Source organism: Streptomyces sp. NPDC090045 (assembly GCF_044747975.1).
GTDB lineage: Bacteria > Actinomycetota > Actinomycetes > Streptomycetales > Streptomycetaceae > Streptomyces.
The window spans coordinates 259540-273194 of sequence record NZ_JBIVFA010000013.1 but is presented as its reverse complement, the minus strand read 5'-3'; the positions used below and the strand labels follow the sequence as shown (position 1 = coordinate 273194).

The window sequence follows — 13655 nt, the reverse complement described above, 5'->3', positions numbered from 1 at the left end:
CCGGCCCGGGAGAATCTCCCGGACCGGCCCCTTCGTCATGGCGTGCGTCGGCCGGGCCGTTCTCAGCGCCTAGGCCGCCGCGAGCGGGCGGTGCGGGGCGATGATCTGGCCGTCCGGCAGCAGTTCACCGGTGTCCTCGAAGAGCAGGACGCCATTGCACAGCAGGCTCCAGCCCTGCTCCGGGTGGTTGGCCACCGGGCGAGCGGCCTCCCGGTCGGCGGATTCGGCTGACGGGCAGGCTGGCTGGTGCTGGCACATGGATGCGTTCTTTCGCTGCGGTGTGGTCTGCGTGCTACGGCTCGATGCGTGATTCATGGCCGTCCCCCTGGGTCATCCCCGCACCCGCGGGGAGCGTGTCATCAGTCTTCCCCCACGACAGCCGCTTCGCAGGTATTTCCCCGCAGCTGTCCTCACAGATTGATGACGCATCACTCGTGCGGGCGGTTCAGGCCAACTCCCCTGTCATTTCGGATGGTTCGCAGATGACCCGAGCGGACTAGGCCGAATGGGTTACTTGGGTCAGGCGGCGGGCGCGGCCAGCGACGGAGGGAGGGGTGCCGTGGCGGGGGTCAGGCGATGGGTGAGCACGGGCAGCAGCTCGGAGACCGGATGCGGCCGGTACGCGGCGATGCCGGGCGGGGCCGGGGCCAGCGGCACCAGCAGGTCCTCGCCGGCGGGCAGCCCGGCGGAGGCGTCGGCGCCCACCGCCCCGTGCAGCCACAGGGTCAGCATGTAGAGCTCCGGTACGGACAGCAGCCGCGGCTGGTAGTTCGTACCGAGGGATTCCGCCTGGCGCAGCGCGCGTTCGGTGGCGGCGACGTACGGCCCTTCGAAGAAGTGCGAGAAGGTCCAGCCGTCTGCGGTCAGGCGGGTGTCGGCCGCCGCGACGTGGCGGTCCCCGCTGCGGATCAGGAACCGCCAGCCCGTGAGCCGTGTGCGGGGCGGCCTGCCGCCGGCCGCGAGGGTGGACATGCCCAGCCGGTCGAGGACGTGCACCGGCAGGGGGAGTTCGGCGGTCAGTGGGCCCTGGATCGCGCGCAGGGCCGGGGTGTGCGCCTCGTGGACGGCGGTGGGAGAACCGAGTGCCGCGAGGACGCTGCGCAGGGCGGGCGCGGGAGCCGGAGGGACATGCAGCGGCATGGTGGGTCGCCTCTCACTTGGGAGACCTGTGGAACGGGGGCAGGTGCGGACGGCGCTGTCGCATTCTGGGGCCAGAGGGGGGCCGAGGGGCAATGGCCGCGCGTCAACTCTCTGCCTCGATTGCGGAGTTTATACGACATGTGTTCACGCAGCGTTTCGGCTAGCTGTCCCGCCTATTGCCGACAAGGCGCTTACCGGTCCCGCTGACATGGCATTCATGCCGGATGTGCGCGAACGTGCCGCGCTGACCTCGGAGGTTACCGGACGGGGGCTCGGCTGGAAAGCATCGGTTTTGCGGCGCGTGCAAAGTCGAAGAGGAATTTGCGCGAAGCGACTTGCCAGGTGAATGTGCCGAAGCGCCCTTCGGCCAAACCGGCGCGCGCTCCTCGCCACGCACGCCCCCACCGCGTTATGGATCACGGAGGCGGGGCATCATCGACCGTAATGCGCGCCCGGGTCTCCGGGGGCCGGGCCCACTCGAGGAGGGACGCTTCGATGGGGGAGAAGGTCGTGGCGGGCGGATTCGACCTGTCCGATCGGCAGCGGTATCGAAGGAAGCTTCACGAGTGTCTGGAGGGGCTGGAGCGACTCCTGGCGGAGAAGAGGTTCGATCGCCCCAAGAACATGATGGGACTGGAGATCGAGCTGAATCTCGCGGGCGCCGACGGGTTGCCGAGAATGGTGAATGCCCAGGTGCTGGAGCGGATAGCGAGTCCGGATTTCCAGACCGAACTGGGAATGTTCAATCTGGAGGTGAACGTCCTGCCGCACCGGCTCGGCGGCCGGGTATTCGACCAGCTCGCCGAGGAACTCAGCGCGGGGCTGGGCTATGCCCACAGGAAGGCCACGGAGATCGACGCCGGTGTGGTGATGATCGGCATTCTGCCGACGATCTCCCGTTCCGACCTGGTCACCGCGAACCTGTCGGCGGTGGACCGGTACTCGCTGCTCAACGAGCAGATCCTGATGATGCGCGGGGAGGACTTCACGCTCGACATCGACGGCGTCGAGCGGCTGATCTGGACCTCCGGGTCGATCGTGCCGGAGGCCGCCTGCACCTCCGTACAACTGCACCTGCAGGTGACGCCGGCCCGGTTCCCGGCCGTGTGGAACGCGGCGCAGGTGGTGGCCGCCGCGCAGATAGCCGTCGGCGCCAACTCGCCCTTCCTGTTCGGGCGCGAGCTGTGGCGGGAGTCGCGGCCGCCGCTGTTCACCCAGGCCACCGACACCCGGCCGCCCGAGCTCCAGGCGCAGGGGGTGCGGCCGCGCACCTGGTTCGGGGAGCGGTGGGTGGACTCGGCGTACGAGCTCTTCGCCGAGAACGTCCGCTACTTCCCCGCCCTGTTGCCGATCTGCGACGAGGAGGAGCCGCTGCGGGTGCTCGCCGAGGGCGGGGTGCCGGCGCTGCAGGAGCTGGTCCTGCACAACGGGACCGTCTACCGATGGAACCGGCCCGTGTACGGGGTCGCGGACGGGGTGCCGCACCTGCGGGTCGAGAACCGGGTGCTGCCGGCCGGGCCGACGGTCGCCGACGTCGTCGCCAACGCCGCCTTCTACTACGGGCTCGTCCGCACCCTCGCCGACGAGCCGCGCCCGGTGTGGACCCGGCTGCCGTTCGCCGAGGCGGAGGCGAACTTCGACGCGGCCTGCCGGTACGGGATCGACGCGCGGCTGCGGTGGCCGCGCCGGGGCCGGGGCGGGGGACTGGCGAGCGTGCCCGCCGTACGGCTGGTCCTGGACGAGCTGCTGCCGATGGCGGCGGCGGGGCTGGACGCCTGGGGCATCGAGCCGGCGGACCGGGACCACTACCTCGGCATCATCGAGGAGCGCTGCCGGCGGCGGGTCAACGGGGCGACCTGGCAGGTGGACACCTACCACCGGGCCCTGGCGGCCGGGCTGGAGCGGGACGAGGCGCTGGCCGCGACCACCCGGAGGTACAGCGAGCTGATGCACAAGGGCGACCCCGTGCACACCTGGCCCGTGGGACCGGGGGAGGAGGTGAGCGCCTCGGTGCCGGCGGCGCGCTGAGCCGGCGCGTGGCCGGAGCCGGGGCGCGACCGGAGCCGGGGCGCGACCGGTGCGCGCGTGACCGGAGCCGTCCGGCGGGCCCGTTGCTCCCGTTGATCCCGTTGTCTCCCCCCGCAGTGATCCTCCCAGTGTCCCGAGGAGGCAGTATGGGGTGGTCGCAAACGGGATGGCAGGACGGGAGTCGGGCGTGCGGGCGGAGCCGGAGCCGGTGTTCGTGAAGCTGGACGAGGACGGGCGGCGGGGTCTCCTGCGCAACGAGACGCTGCTCGTCCTCGCGCTCTCGCTGGGGGCGAGCGGGGTCTCGGCGCTCATCAGCTTCATCGGCTCGCTGACCAAGCCGGGCGGCCTGAAGGACCAGGCCGCCACGCTCAACGCCTCGCTGGCCCCGGGCCGGCCCTGGCTGGACCTGGCGTGGCAGCTGTTCGGCATCGCGAGCGCGCTGGTCCCCGTCCTGCTGGTGGCGCACCTGCTGACCCGCGAGGGCGCCCCCGGGCTGCGCGTGCTGGGCTTCGACCGCACCCGGCCCCTGGGGGACCTGGCCCGGGGCGCGCTCGTCGCCGCGGGGATCGGGAGCGCGGGGCTCGCCTTCTACCTGGGGGCGCGGGCCGCCGGGTTCAACCTCACGGTGGTGCCGGAGGCGCTGCCCGACGTGTGGTGGAAGTTCCCCGTACTGATCCTCTCCGCGCTGCAGAACGCCGTGGTGGAGGAGGTCATCGTGCTGGCCTACCTGCTGCGCCGGCTCGACCAGCTGGGCTGGTCGCCGACGGCCGCGCTGCTGGCCAGCTCGGCGCTGCGCGGTTCCTACCACCTCTACCAGGGCATCGGCGGCTTCATCGGCAACATGATGATGGGCGTGGTCTTCGTCCTGGCCTACCGCCGCTGGGGGCGGGTGGGACCGCTCGTCGTCGCGCACGCGCTGCTCGACATCGTGGCCTTCGGCGGCTACGCCCTGCTCGCGGGCAAGGTGGGCTGGCTGCCCACGCCCTGATGCGGCGGGGCACCCGATCGGCCCTGCCGGGCGGGGGCGGAGGCCGAACCGGTGCGAGGCTGGAGGGGAGTGAGGAGGCGCGCCCGGTGGCTGTTGTGGACTCTCTGATTCCGTTCGCGCCGTTTTTCGTGCCCGTCGTCAGCGGCCTGGTGGGCGGGGCCAGCCTCCTCATCCGGGACCGCCGCGAGGCACGCAGTTCGGACCACCACTACCGCAGGCGACTGGAGAAGGCCCAGCTGGAGGTCCAGTTCCTCAACGGCTGGATCCAGGCCAAGGAGCTGGCGCCGACCGACTCCCCGGCCCCGGATCCGGAGCCGGGGCGCTGGCTGGACGAGTGCTACGCGTCGGTGCGCCGCGCCAAGGCGGACACGGGCGGCCGCCACCGGACGGGTCCGGTCTCGCTGAGGCGCCTCCTGCTGCTGGGGGAGGCGAGCGGCCCGGCGAAGAGCATGCGCATCGTGTACTGGATCTCCCTCGTCCTGTTCAACGGGGCGCTCGCGTGGTGGGTGAACGCGCTCGTCGTCGGCGTACCCGGTTTCGCGCACGAGGAAGGCACCTCCGAGTCCGAGGAAATCGCCTCCTATCTGCTGATGGCGGGCGTCTTCTTCGTCGTGTCGGCCGTCCTGTGGGTGTGGACGGTGCACCTGGGCGCGGCGGAGCCGGAGCAGGTCTACCACAAGCGGATCGACTCGGCCGCCTGGATGGAGCACGAGCGGAAACGGCGGAGTGCCGCGCGCGCGAAGGCGGATGCGAAGATGCGCGCGAAGGGGCGAGCGAAGGGGAACGTGGAGGGTGGCGGGGGTGGTTCCGCCGGCTGACCCGGGCGGCCCGGCCCGGCGACCGGGTCCGTTCCCCCTGGTCACCCCGCCTGTCCGGCCCCGGGCGGGGACGCGATCAGCTCTCCGTCGACGACGGTGACGGCCCGGCCGGTCAGCAGCGTACGGTCGCCCGCCAGCGTCACCCGTACGAGACCGCGGCGGGCGCCGCCCTGGAGGCCGGTCAGCTCGGTACGGCCCAGGCGCTCGGCCCAGAAGGGGGCGAGCGCGGTGTGGGCGCTGCCGGTGACCGGGTCCTCGTCGATCCCGAAGGCCGGGAAGAAGCCCCGCGAGACGAAGTCGTACCCGAGGGAGGGATCCTCGGCGGCCGCGGTGACGATCACCCCGCGCTTGGCGAAGGCGCGCAGGGCGGAGTGGTCCGGCGTCAGCTCGCGGACGGTCTTCTCGTCGGCGAGCTCGATCAGGAGGTCGCCGATGTGCGCGGCGGTGTCGTGCACGGAGAGGATCGGCGCCCCGCCGAGCGCGTGGTCCAAGGCGGCCGGCGCGGGGACCGGGGTCAGGGAAGACGTCGGGAAGTCCATGGTGATCGTGCCGTCCTCGGCGGCCTCGGCCGTGAGGATCCCGCAGCGCGCGGTGAAGCGGATCCGGCCGGTGGCGAGGCCTGCGGACGCCAGGACGTGCGCCGTGGCGAGCGTGGCGTGGCCGCACATGTCGACCTCGGCGGCCGGGGTGAACCAGCGCAGCGCCCAGTCGGCGTCCCCGCCGGGCGGCAGGGGGTGGGCGAAGGCGGTCTCGGAGAGGTTGACCTCGGAAGCGACCTGCTGGAGCCAGGAGTCCGGCGGGAAGGCGGTGTCGAGGAGCAGGACTCCGGCGGGGTTCCCGTGGAAGGGCCGGTCGGTGAAGGCGTCGACGATTCGGATGCGCATGCACCGACGGTAGGGCGGTTCCTTGATCACCGACAAAGGCCAATCCGGGGTGACTGGACTGGGCCGGCGCCCCGGAGCGGCCGGCGCCCCGGGGCGGGCCGGTTCAGGTCCGGGAGAGGGCCTTCGTGCCCGACAGCAGGGGGATGAGGTTGAAGTTCCCGTCACCGCGGCCGCAGGTCGGGGCCGTGTCGGCGGTGTTCGAGACCTTCGTGCCGGTCGTGAACCGGCCGTCGCGGCGGGTCGGCACCACCGTGGTGAAGTGGTCGTCGAAGCCGCCGGCGCCGTAGTAGTACACGCACTGCTGGAGGTTCACGTAGCGCCCGGCGGACAGGTCCAGGACCTTGACGTCCGACAGCAGGGGGACGAGGTCGTAGAGGCCGCGGCCGGGGCCGCAGTCCGGGGCCGTGTCGGGCGTGTCGGAGACGTTCGTCCCGGCGGAGAACTCCCCGCCCCCGAGCGAGATCACGGTGGTCAGGTGGTCCCGCTGGCCGTCGGAGTAGTAGACGCACTGGTGCAGGTTCAGGTAGCGCCCGGAGCTCAGGTCGAGAGCCTGGACGGCAGCCCACGGGTGGTGGGGCTCGAAGTTCCCGTCCCCGCCGCCGCAGGACCGGGTCTGGTCGGAGGCGGCGGACGTGGCGGTTCCGGTCGTGAACCGGCCGTCGCGGCTCGGGACCACGGTCGTGAAGTAGTCGATGACGCGGAAGGACGAGTACACGCACTGGTGCAGGTTGAGGTAGTCGCCGGCCAGTCGCCGGGGGCCGTCGGCGGTGGCCGGGCCCGGCACTACGAGCAGCAGTGCGGCGGCGGCCGCGGCGGCGAGCCACTTCCTGGCGCGTCCCTGAAGGCGCACGGATGTCCCCTTTGCGGGTTGTTTGGGCATGTTCGCGGCCCAGCACAGCACACACCCGCACGCCCTTCGCCCGAAAGTTCGGTCGCCAATCCACCCCAAGGTGTGCCATCGGATCACCTGTCGCTGACGAGTTTCCGATATATCGTTGACGCATCGCGATGGATCAGTGATAGTTGATCCATCGGATGACCGATGACATGAAGAACGACAACGTGACGAAAGGAGCGCAGTCATGCGTTCACATGGACAGCACGACCACGGACATGAGCACGGACGGGGTCACGGCCACTGCGGGCCGGACCGTCGGGAGGAGTTCAGGGGGCTGCGCGCCGCCTTCGGGCCGTTCGGGCCGCCCTTCGGAGGCGGGCCCTTCGGAGGCCGGGGCGGGCGCGGTGGGCGGGGTGGCCGGGCCCGGCGCGGCGACGTGCGCGCCTCGATCCTGGCGCTGCTCGCCGACCGGCCGATGCACGGCTACGAGATGATCCAGGAGATCGGCGAGCGTAGTGGCGGGGCCTGGAAGCCCAGCCCGGGCTCGGTCTATCCGACCCTGCAGCTGCTCGAGGACGAGGGGCTCATCACGAGCGAGAGCGAGGGCGGCAAGAAGCTGTTCACGCTCACCGACGCCGGCCGGACCGAGGCCGAGTCGGGCCCGGACGCGCCGTGGGCCGACGCCGGGCGCGGCTTCGACTTCGAGGCGATGCACGAGGTCCGGACGGCCGGGATCGGCCTGATGGAGGCCTTCGGGCAGGTCTTCAAGACCGGCTCGCCCGAGCAGCGCGAGAAGGCGCTCGGGGTCATCAACGACGCCCGCAAGAAGCTGTACCTGATCCTGGCCGACGAGCACTGAGGGCCGGAAGGCCCTTGCTCCCGCGCAGCGCGCCCCGCGAGTCCTCTCGCGGGGCGCGCCGTCGTGTACGGGGGTGGGAGGCGGGCGGTCAGACCACCAGGGCGGCCAGCTTGCGCAGCGACTCGTTCAGCGCGGCGGTGGCCGAGTCCTTGAGCTTGCCCGCCATCAGCGAGACGGCGGCCCCGGTGAACTCGCCGTCGATGCGGACCGTGGTGGCCCCGCCGTCCGGGGTCAGGGTGTACCGGGTGAGGACGGCCACGCCCATCGGGCCCTTGCCGGTGATGGCGAAGAGGCGCTCGTCCTCCAGCTCCGAGACGGTCCAGACGACCTCGGCCGGGAAGCCCATCATCTTCATGTTCTCGGCGAAGGTGGACCCGACCGCGAGGGTCTCCGGTCCGCCCTTCGGGAAGTTCGTGTGGGTCATGCTCCACTGGCCGTACGCATCCCAGTCCGTGAGCTGGGACCAGAGCTTCGCGGCGGGCGCCTCGATGCGTGATTCCGCGGTGACTTCAGCCATGCGACCACCCCTTCTCGTCGGGTACGTGCGGCGGAAGGTAGCCCTGGCGGGCGGAACATTCAATACTGACGACCTGTCAGAAACGGTGGGGTCCGGAGGGGCGTGATATCGACTCCGTCTCAACAGGTGTCATGGGCGTGACGGTGCTGACCGACCCTGTCATGATGGCGGAATGCAAGCGTCCGGGAAAAACGCCGGACTGGGCCTCGCCCTCGTCTCGGCGTTCGCGTTCGGTGGTTCCGGTGTTGCGGCGAAGCCGCTGATCGAGGCGGGTCTGGACCCGCTCCACATGGTCTGGCTCAGGGTGGCCGGGGCAGCGCTCGTGCTGTCCCCGCTGGCCTGGCGCCACCGTGACCTCGTGCTGCGCAAGCCCCTGCTGCTGGTCGGCTTCGGGCTGATCGCCGTCGCGGGTGTGCAGGCCTTCTACTTCGCCTCCCTGTCCCGGATCCCGGTCGGCGTGGCCCTGCTGCTGGAGTACCTGGGCCCCGCGCTGCTGCTCGGCTACATCCGCTTCGTGCAGCGCAAGCCCGTGACGCGGGGCGCGGCCGCCGGCGCGGCGGTGGCCGTCGTGGGCCTGGCCTGCGTGGTCGAGATCTGGTCCGGGCTGAGCCTGGACCCGCTCGGCGTGCTCTTCGGCCTCGCTGCGGCCTGTTGCCAGGCCTTCTACTTCGTCTTCGCCGACCAGGGCTCCGACGGGGAGGACGCCCCCGACCCGCTCGGGGTGATCGCGTACGGCATGCTCGTCGGCGCCCTGGTGATGACGGTGATCGCCCGGCCGTGGGAGATCGACTGGCAGGTGCTGGGCGGCCAGGCCTCCATGGGCGGCACGATGATGCCCGCGCCGGTGCTGCTCGCCTGGGTGGTGCTGGTCGCGACCGTCTTCGCGTATCTGACCGGTGTGGTCTCGGTGCGCAGGCTCTCGCCGCAGGTCGCGGGCGTGGTGGCCTTCCTGGAGGCGGTCGTCGCCACCGTGCTGGCCTGGATCCTGCTCGGCGAGTACCTCTCGACCTGGCAGATCGTCGGCGGCGCGCTGGTGCTGGGCGGGGCCTTCATAGCCCAGTCCTCCCGGCCGGCCCCGCCGGTCCCCCCGGTCCCGCCCGCCGCGGGCGGTCCGGCCCTGCTGGACCGCGAGACCACGACGGCCTAGGGTGGCGATCATGCATTCGACCGTGCTTCCGCCTCCCGCCGCCTAGCGCGGGCGGCGCCTCCACGATCATGACCCGGCCCGGGGAGTTCCCGGGCGGGTTCGCGCTGCCCGCGAAGCGATGACCTGCTTCCTTCATCCTTCACGCATGCGCGGAGAGCTCTCGTGTCGAACCATTCGCCCGCTGCCGGGCGCAGTCTGCTGTACCTCGTCGTCGCCGGAGCCGCCTGGGGCACCGCCGGAGCGGCGGCCTCACTCCTCTTCCTGGCCAGTGACCTCGGCCCGCTCGCCCTGTCGTTCTGGCGGTGCGCGGGCGGGCTCGTGGTGCTGCTCGGGGTGCTCGCCGTACGGGGGTCCCGTACCGGGCCGGGACGGACGCGGCCCTCGGTGGGCTCGCTTATCGGGACCGGACTGCTGTTCACCCTCTTCCAGGCCGCGTACTTCGCCGCCGTGCGCGAGACCGGCCTCGCCGTGGGCACCGTGGTCACGCTCGGCGCCGGGCCCGTGCTCATCGCGCTCGGGGCACGCCACTGGATGGGCGAGCGGCTCGGCCGCGGTGGCGTGGCCGCCGTCGTCGGGGCGCTGGCGGGGCTGGCCGTCCTGGTGCTGGGCAGCGGGGGCGGCGAGGTGCGGCCGGTCGGCGTCGGCTGGGCCTTGCTGTCCGCCGCCGGCTACGCGGGGATGACCCTGCGGGCCCGCCGGCTCGGGCAGCGCGGCACCGGCGGGGACCCGCTGGTGACCACCGCGTGGTCGGTCGCGGTGGGCACGGTGTGCCTGCTCCCCCTGGCTGCGATGGAGGGGCTGCTGCCGCACACTGCTGATCTCGGCCGGGTGCTCTGGCTGCTCGTGTACGTGGCCACCGTGCCGACGGCGCTGGCGTACGCGCTCTATTTCACGGGAGCCGCCGCCGTACGGGCCGCCACCGTCTCGGTGATCATGCTGATCGAGCCGGTGAGCGCCGCGGTGATCGCCGTCCTGCTCCTCGGGGAGCGGCTGACCGCCGCCGTGGTGCTGGGCACCGTACTGCTGCTGACGGCGGTGGGCGCCCTGATCGTGGCGGAGTCGCGCCGTCCGGCGGAAGCCGTGCCCACCGCCGTCCGGCGGAGTCCTCAGAGCGCCGTGATGTAGTCCGGAACGGTGATGCCGGGGGCCAGGTCCGCGGCGGGCTCCGGGGTTCCGAACGCGGGGGCGACCGGGACCACGCCCGCCCAGTAGGGCAGGTCCAGGTCCTCGGCGTCGTCGTTGCTCGGGCCGGTACGCAGCTTCGCGGACACCTCGGTCAGATCCACGCGGATCACCGCCGTGGCGGCGAGTTCCCTGGCGTTGGCGGGCCGGATGTCGGCGGAGCGGCCCGGCACGGCGGAGTCGACCAGGGCGTCCAGGGCCATCCGGCGCTCCGCCTCGTCGGTGACCTGGTAGGCGGTGCCGTGCACGACCACCGAGCGGTAGTTGAGCGAGTGGTGGAAGGCCGAGCGGGCCAGCACGAGACCGTCGACGTGGGTCACGGTCACGCAGACGGCCAGGCCCGGATCGGCCTGGCCGGCCGCGAGCAGCGGGCGGGATCCGGTCGAGCCGTGCACGTAGATCGATTCGCCGACCCGGGCGAACAGCGTGGGCAGGACCACGGGCGCGCCGTCGCGGACGAAGCCGAGGTGGCAGATGTAGGCCTCGTCGAGTATCGAGTGCACCGTCTCGCGGTCGTAGCGCGCCCGGTCGCGGGAACGGGTGGGGACCGTGCGGTCGGTGGGCTCGTACGTGCCGGTCGTCCCGGTGCTCTTGGTGCTCTCGGTCGTCGTCTCCGTGGCGGGCGTGGCGGTCATGATGCCGACTCCATTGCACTAGTGCATACTTGGGTTTGTGCTAGTAGAGTATCGGATCACAGGGCGCGGCACAGCGGATATCGCGGCGAGCGTCGAGGCGGGCGTGGCATCGGGTGCGCTGCCGCCCGGATCGCTGCTGCCCCCGATGCGGGAGCTGGCGGGCGAACTGGGCGTCAACCCCAACACCGTGGCGGCTGCCTACAGGACACTGCGCGAGCGCGGGGTCATCGAAACCGACGGGCGACGCGGAAGCAGGGTGCGGCCCCGGCCCTCCAGCACCCCCCGGGACGCGCTGCGGATGGCGGTGCCGGCGGGAGTGCGCGACCTCGCGGAGGGCAATCCGGACGTGTCGCTGCTCCCCGCCCTGGACGGGGCACTGGCGGCCGCGGCCCGGCGGTACGCGCAGGCCCCGGCCCTCTACGGAGCGGACCCGGTCGCGCCGGACCTGGCCCGGCTCGCCCGGGCGGACTTCGATGCGGACGCCGTGCCGCCCGGCCCGGTGGCGGTGACCTCGGGAGCGCTGGACGCGATCGAACGGGTGCTCGTCGCCCACCTGAGGCCGGGGGACGCGGTGGCGGTCGAGGACCCGGGCTGGGGAGGCTCGCTCGACCTCGTCCCGGCGCTGGGCCTGCGGGTGCTTCCGGTGGCGGTGGACGACGACGGGCCGCGGGCCGACGCGGTCGCCCGGGCGCTGGCCGCCGGGGCCCGGGCACTGGTGGTGACCTCGCGGGCACAGAACCCGACCGGCGCCGCGGTGAGCGCGGCGCGGGCGGGGGAGCTGCGGGAGCTGCTGGCGCGCCACCCCGGGGTGCTGCTGATCGAGGACGACCACGGCCACGGGATCGTCGACGTCGACCTGCCGTTGCACCCGCTGGGCGGGGTGACCAGGCACTGGGCGCTGATCCGGTCCACGGCGAAGGCCTACGGGCCCGACCTGCGGCTCGCCGTGCTCACGGGAGACGCGGTGACCCTGGACCGCGTGCGGGGGCGCCAGCGGCTGGGCCCGGGCTGGGTGAGCCGGCTGCTCCAGCACGCGGTGGTGGAGCTGTGGGCCTCGGAAGCCGTGGACCGCGCGGTGGTGGCCCGCGCGTACGGGGAGCGGCGGGACGCCTTGGTCGAGGCCCTGCGGGAGCGGGGGGTGCGGGCGCACGGGCGGAGCGGGCTGAACGTGTGGGTGCCGGTGGCCGACGAGACGGTGGTGGTCACGAGGCTGCTCGCCGCGGGATGGGCGGTGGCCGCCGGAGCGATCTTCCGGGTCGAGGCGGGACCGGGAGTACGGCTGACCGTGTCGCAGCTGGAGGTCTCGGAGGTGCCGGGCCTGGCGGACGCCGTGGCCGCGGCGGTCCGCACGGGGGTCGCGGGCGGGCGGAACGACTGACCGCCGCACGGCTGGAATGGCGGCCCGCCGGTGGCCTTGCCGGCCGGGGCGGGCCGGCTTCGGCGGTGCGGCTTGGGCCGGGTGTGTTCCGGTGCGTCTCCTCGGGCGTCGAACGTGTCGGGGGGTCGGCGGGCCGGGGCACCTTGTGTTCGACGCCCTGCGGGGAGCGCCCCTGCACACACCCGTCCCCGGCGGAGATGTCCTGGGGCCGGCCCTGCACACCCGGACCCGCCGGAGCCGTCCTCGGTTTGGTCCTGCCGACAGGACTGGAGGAGGCGGTCAGACGGGCTTCCGTGGCCCGGGGCGGGTCTGGCTGAGGGCGGCTCCGGCCAGGACGACCGCGGCGCCGACCGGGGTGTTCCAGTGCAGCTGCTCACCGAGGACCAGGACGCCCGCCGCCGTGGCGATGACCGGGATGAAGTAGGTGACCATCTGGGCGGTGGTCGGGCCGACCTCCGTCACCAGGCCGTACTGCATCTGCAGGGCCATGCCCGTGCCGAGGGCGCCCAGGGCGATCACGGAGAGGGTCGGCCAGAGCGGGAACGAGGCCGGCGCCGTGGTGAAGAGGGCGCTGACCAGCGAGAGCTGGAGCGTGGAGACGATGAGCTGGCCGCCGGTCAGGGCCACCGGGGAGCCCGGGGTGCCGGCCAGCGTGCGGCGGACGTAGATCCAGCCGATGGGGTAGCAGAGCGCGGCCAGCAGGGCGAGCGCGGTGCCCCCGGCGTCGACGCCGGCGAAGCCCTGCCAGGCGCCGAGGACGATCAGGACGCCGAGGAAGCCCAGGCCCAGGCCCGCGAAACGGCGGCGCGTGGGGCGGTCCTCGGACAGGGCGACCATCGACAGCGCCATGCCCCACAGCGGGGAGGTCGCGTTGCAGATGCCGGCCAGGCTGGAGGGGATGCTCAGCTCCGCGTACGCGAAGAGGGAGAACGGGGCGGTGTTGAGCAGGAGCGCGGCCACGCTGAGGTGGCCCCAGGTGCGCAGCCCGCGGGGAAGCCTCTCGCGGCGGACCAGCAGTACCGCGAGGAGGGCGAGCGCGCCGAACAGGACCCGGCCCAGGGCCACTTGGAAGGGTGCGTACGCCTCCGTGCCGACCTTGATCAGGAGGAAGCTGAAGCCCCAGACGACCGAGAGGATCGCGAACCGGACGCGCCAGTCGAGGAGCCTGGCGCGCCAGCCGGCGGCGGTGGTGGCCGCGGTGGTGGAGAGGGTGGGCCGCGGGGCTGTCGGTGCGCTCATGA

At 72.7% G+C, this 13655-nt stretch carries 14 protein-coding genes; 7 read left to right on the top strand and 7 right to left on the bottom strand.

Annotated features, from left to right (window positions below; translation table 11 throughout):
- Positions 1-69 precede the first annotated feature (69 nt).
- Positions 70-258 carry a DUF5999 family protein gene (locus ACIPYQ_RS30410; protein ID WP_030009772.1) on the bottom strand — a complete coding sequence of 63 codons (189 nt, stop codon included), beginning with the start codon at positions 256-258 and terminating at the stop codon, positions 70-72.
- Positions 259-519: 261 nt separating this feature from the next.
- Entirely contained in the window at positions 520-1140 is a 621-nt protein-coding gene (locus ACIPYQ_RS30405) for a hypothetical protein (protein WP_361768409.1), read from the bottom strand.
- Between the two features lie 495 nt (positions 1141-1635).
- On the opposite strand from ACIPYQ_RS30405, the gene ACIPYQ_RS30400 reads away from it, so the two are divergent.
- The 3 genes from ACIPYQ_RS30400 to ACIPYQ_RS30390 all read left to right on the top strand — a co-directional run bounded on the left by ACIPYQ_RS30400 (position 1636) and on the right by ACIPYQ_RS30390 (position 4974).
- On the top strand, positions 1636-3168 hold the full coding sequence (locus ACIPYQ_RS30400; RefSeq protein WP_401257060.1) for a glutamate--cysteine ligase: 1533 nt from the start codon (positions 1636-1638) through the stop codon (positions 3166-3168).
- A gap of 166 nt (positions 3169-3334) precedes the next feature.
- A complete protein-coding gene (locus ACIPYQ_RS30395; RefSeq protein WP_401257103.1) occupies positions 3335-4156 on the top strand; it encodes a CPBP family intramembrane glutamic endopeptidase in 822 nt (273 codons plus the stop codon).
- 86 nt (positions 4157-4242) lie between these two features.
- Entirely contained in the window at positions 4243-4974 is a 732-nt protein-coding gene (locus ACIPYQ_RS30390; RefSeq protein ID WP_401257058.1) for a hypothetical protein, read from the top strand.
- 41 nt (positions 4975-5015) lie between these two features.
- Here ACIPYQ_RS30390 and ACIPYQ_RS30385 read toward each other — a convergent pair whose 3' ends face one another.
- Both ACIPYQ_RS30385 and ACIPYQ_RS30380 read right to left on the bottom strand, forming a co-directional pair.
- Positions 5016-5858, bottom strand: a complete 843-nt coding sequence (locus tag ACIPYQ_RS30385; protein ID WP_401257056.1) for a PhzF family phenazine biosynthesis protein — start codon at positions 5856-5858, stop codon at positions 5016-5018.
- Positions 5859-5961: 103 nt separating this feature from the next.
- The gene (locus tag ACIPYQ_RS30380) at positions 5962-6708 is read right to left on the bottom strand and encodes a hypothetical protein (protein WP_401257055.1); all 747 of its coding nucleotides are present in this window, start codon (positions 6706-6708) and stop codon (positions 5962-5964) included.
- A gap of 232 nt (positions 6709-6940) precedes the next feature.
- Here ACIPYQ_RS30380 and ACIPYQ_RS30375 point away from each other — a divergent pair, with 232 nt between their 5' ends.
- Positions 6941-7555, top strand: a complete 615-nt coding sequence (locus ACIPYQ_RS30375) for a PadR family transcriptional regulator (protein ID WP_361768399.1) — start codon at positions 6941-6943, stop codon at positions 7553-7555.
- An 88-nt stretch (positions 7556-7643) separates the two neighbouring features.
- Here the strand turns inward: ACIPYQ_RS30375 and ACIPYQ_RS30370 are convergent, their stop codons facing one another.
- The gene (locus ACIPYQ_RS30370; RefSeq protein ID WP_401257052.1) at positions 7644-8072 is read right to left on the bottom strand and encodes an SRPBCC family protein; all 429 of its coding nucleotides are present in this window, start codon (positions 8070-8072) and stop codon (positions 7644-7646) included.
- Between the two features lie 172 nt (positions 8073-8244).
- On the opposite strand from ACIPYQ_RS30370, the gene ACIPYQ_RS30365 reads away from it, so the two are divergent.
- Together ACIPYQ_RS30365 and ACIPYQ_RS30360 are read left to right on the top strand one after the other, a co-directional pair.
- Positions 8245-9219, top strand: a complete 975-nt coding sequence (locus ACIPYQ_RS30365; protein WP_401257050.1) for an EamA family transporter — start codon at positions 8245-8247, stop codon at positions 9217-9219.
- 162 nt (positions 9220-9381) lie between these two features.
- The gene (locus ACIPYQ_RS30360; protein WP_401257048.1) at positions 9382-10344 is read left to right on the top strand and encodes a DMT family transporter; all 963 of its coding nucleotides are present in this window, start codon (positions 9382-9384) and stop codon (positions 10342-10344) included.
- On the opposite strand, the gene ACIPYQ_RS30355 is transcribed toward ACIPYQ_RS30360, so the two are convergent.
- The gene (locus ACIPYQ_RS30355) at positions 10326-11036 is read right to left on the bottom strand and encodes a pyridoxamine 5'-phosphate oxidase family protein (RefSeq protein ID WP_401257046.1); all 711 of its coding nucleotides are present in this window, start codon (positions 11034-11036) and stop codon (positions 10326-10328) included. The genes ACIPYQ_RS30360 and ACIPYQ_RS30355 overlap by 19 nt on opposite strands.
- Before the next feature lie 37 nt (positions 11037-11073).
- On the opposite strand from ACIPYQ_RS30355, the gene ACIPYQ_RS30350 reads away from it, so the two are divergent.
- The gene (locus tag ACIPYQ_RS30350; protein WP_401257044.1) at positions 11074-12414 is read left to right on the top strand and encodes an aminotransferase class I/II-fold pyridoxal phosphate-dependent enzyme; all 1341 of its coding nucleotides are present in this window, start codon (positions 11074-11076) and stop codon (positions 12412-12414) included.
- Between the two features lie 279 nt (positions 12415-12693).
- Here ACIPYQ_RS30350 and ACIPYQ_RS30345 read toward each other — a convergent pair whose 3' ends face one another.
- Positions 12694-13653: a DMT family transporter gene (locus ACIPYQ_RS30345; RefSeq protein ID WP_401257042.1), complete on the bottom strand. Its 960-nt coding sequence runs from the start codon at positions 13651-13653 to the stop codon at positions 12694-12696.
- Positions 13654-13655 lie beyond the last annotated feature (2 nt).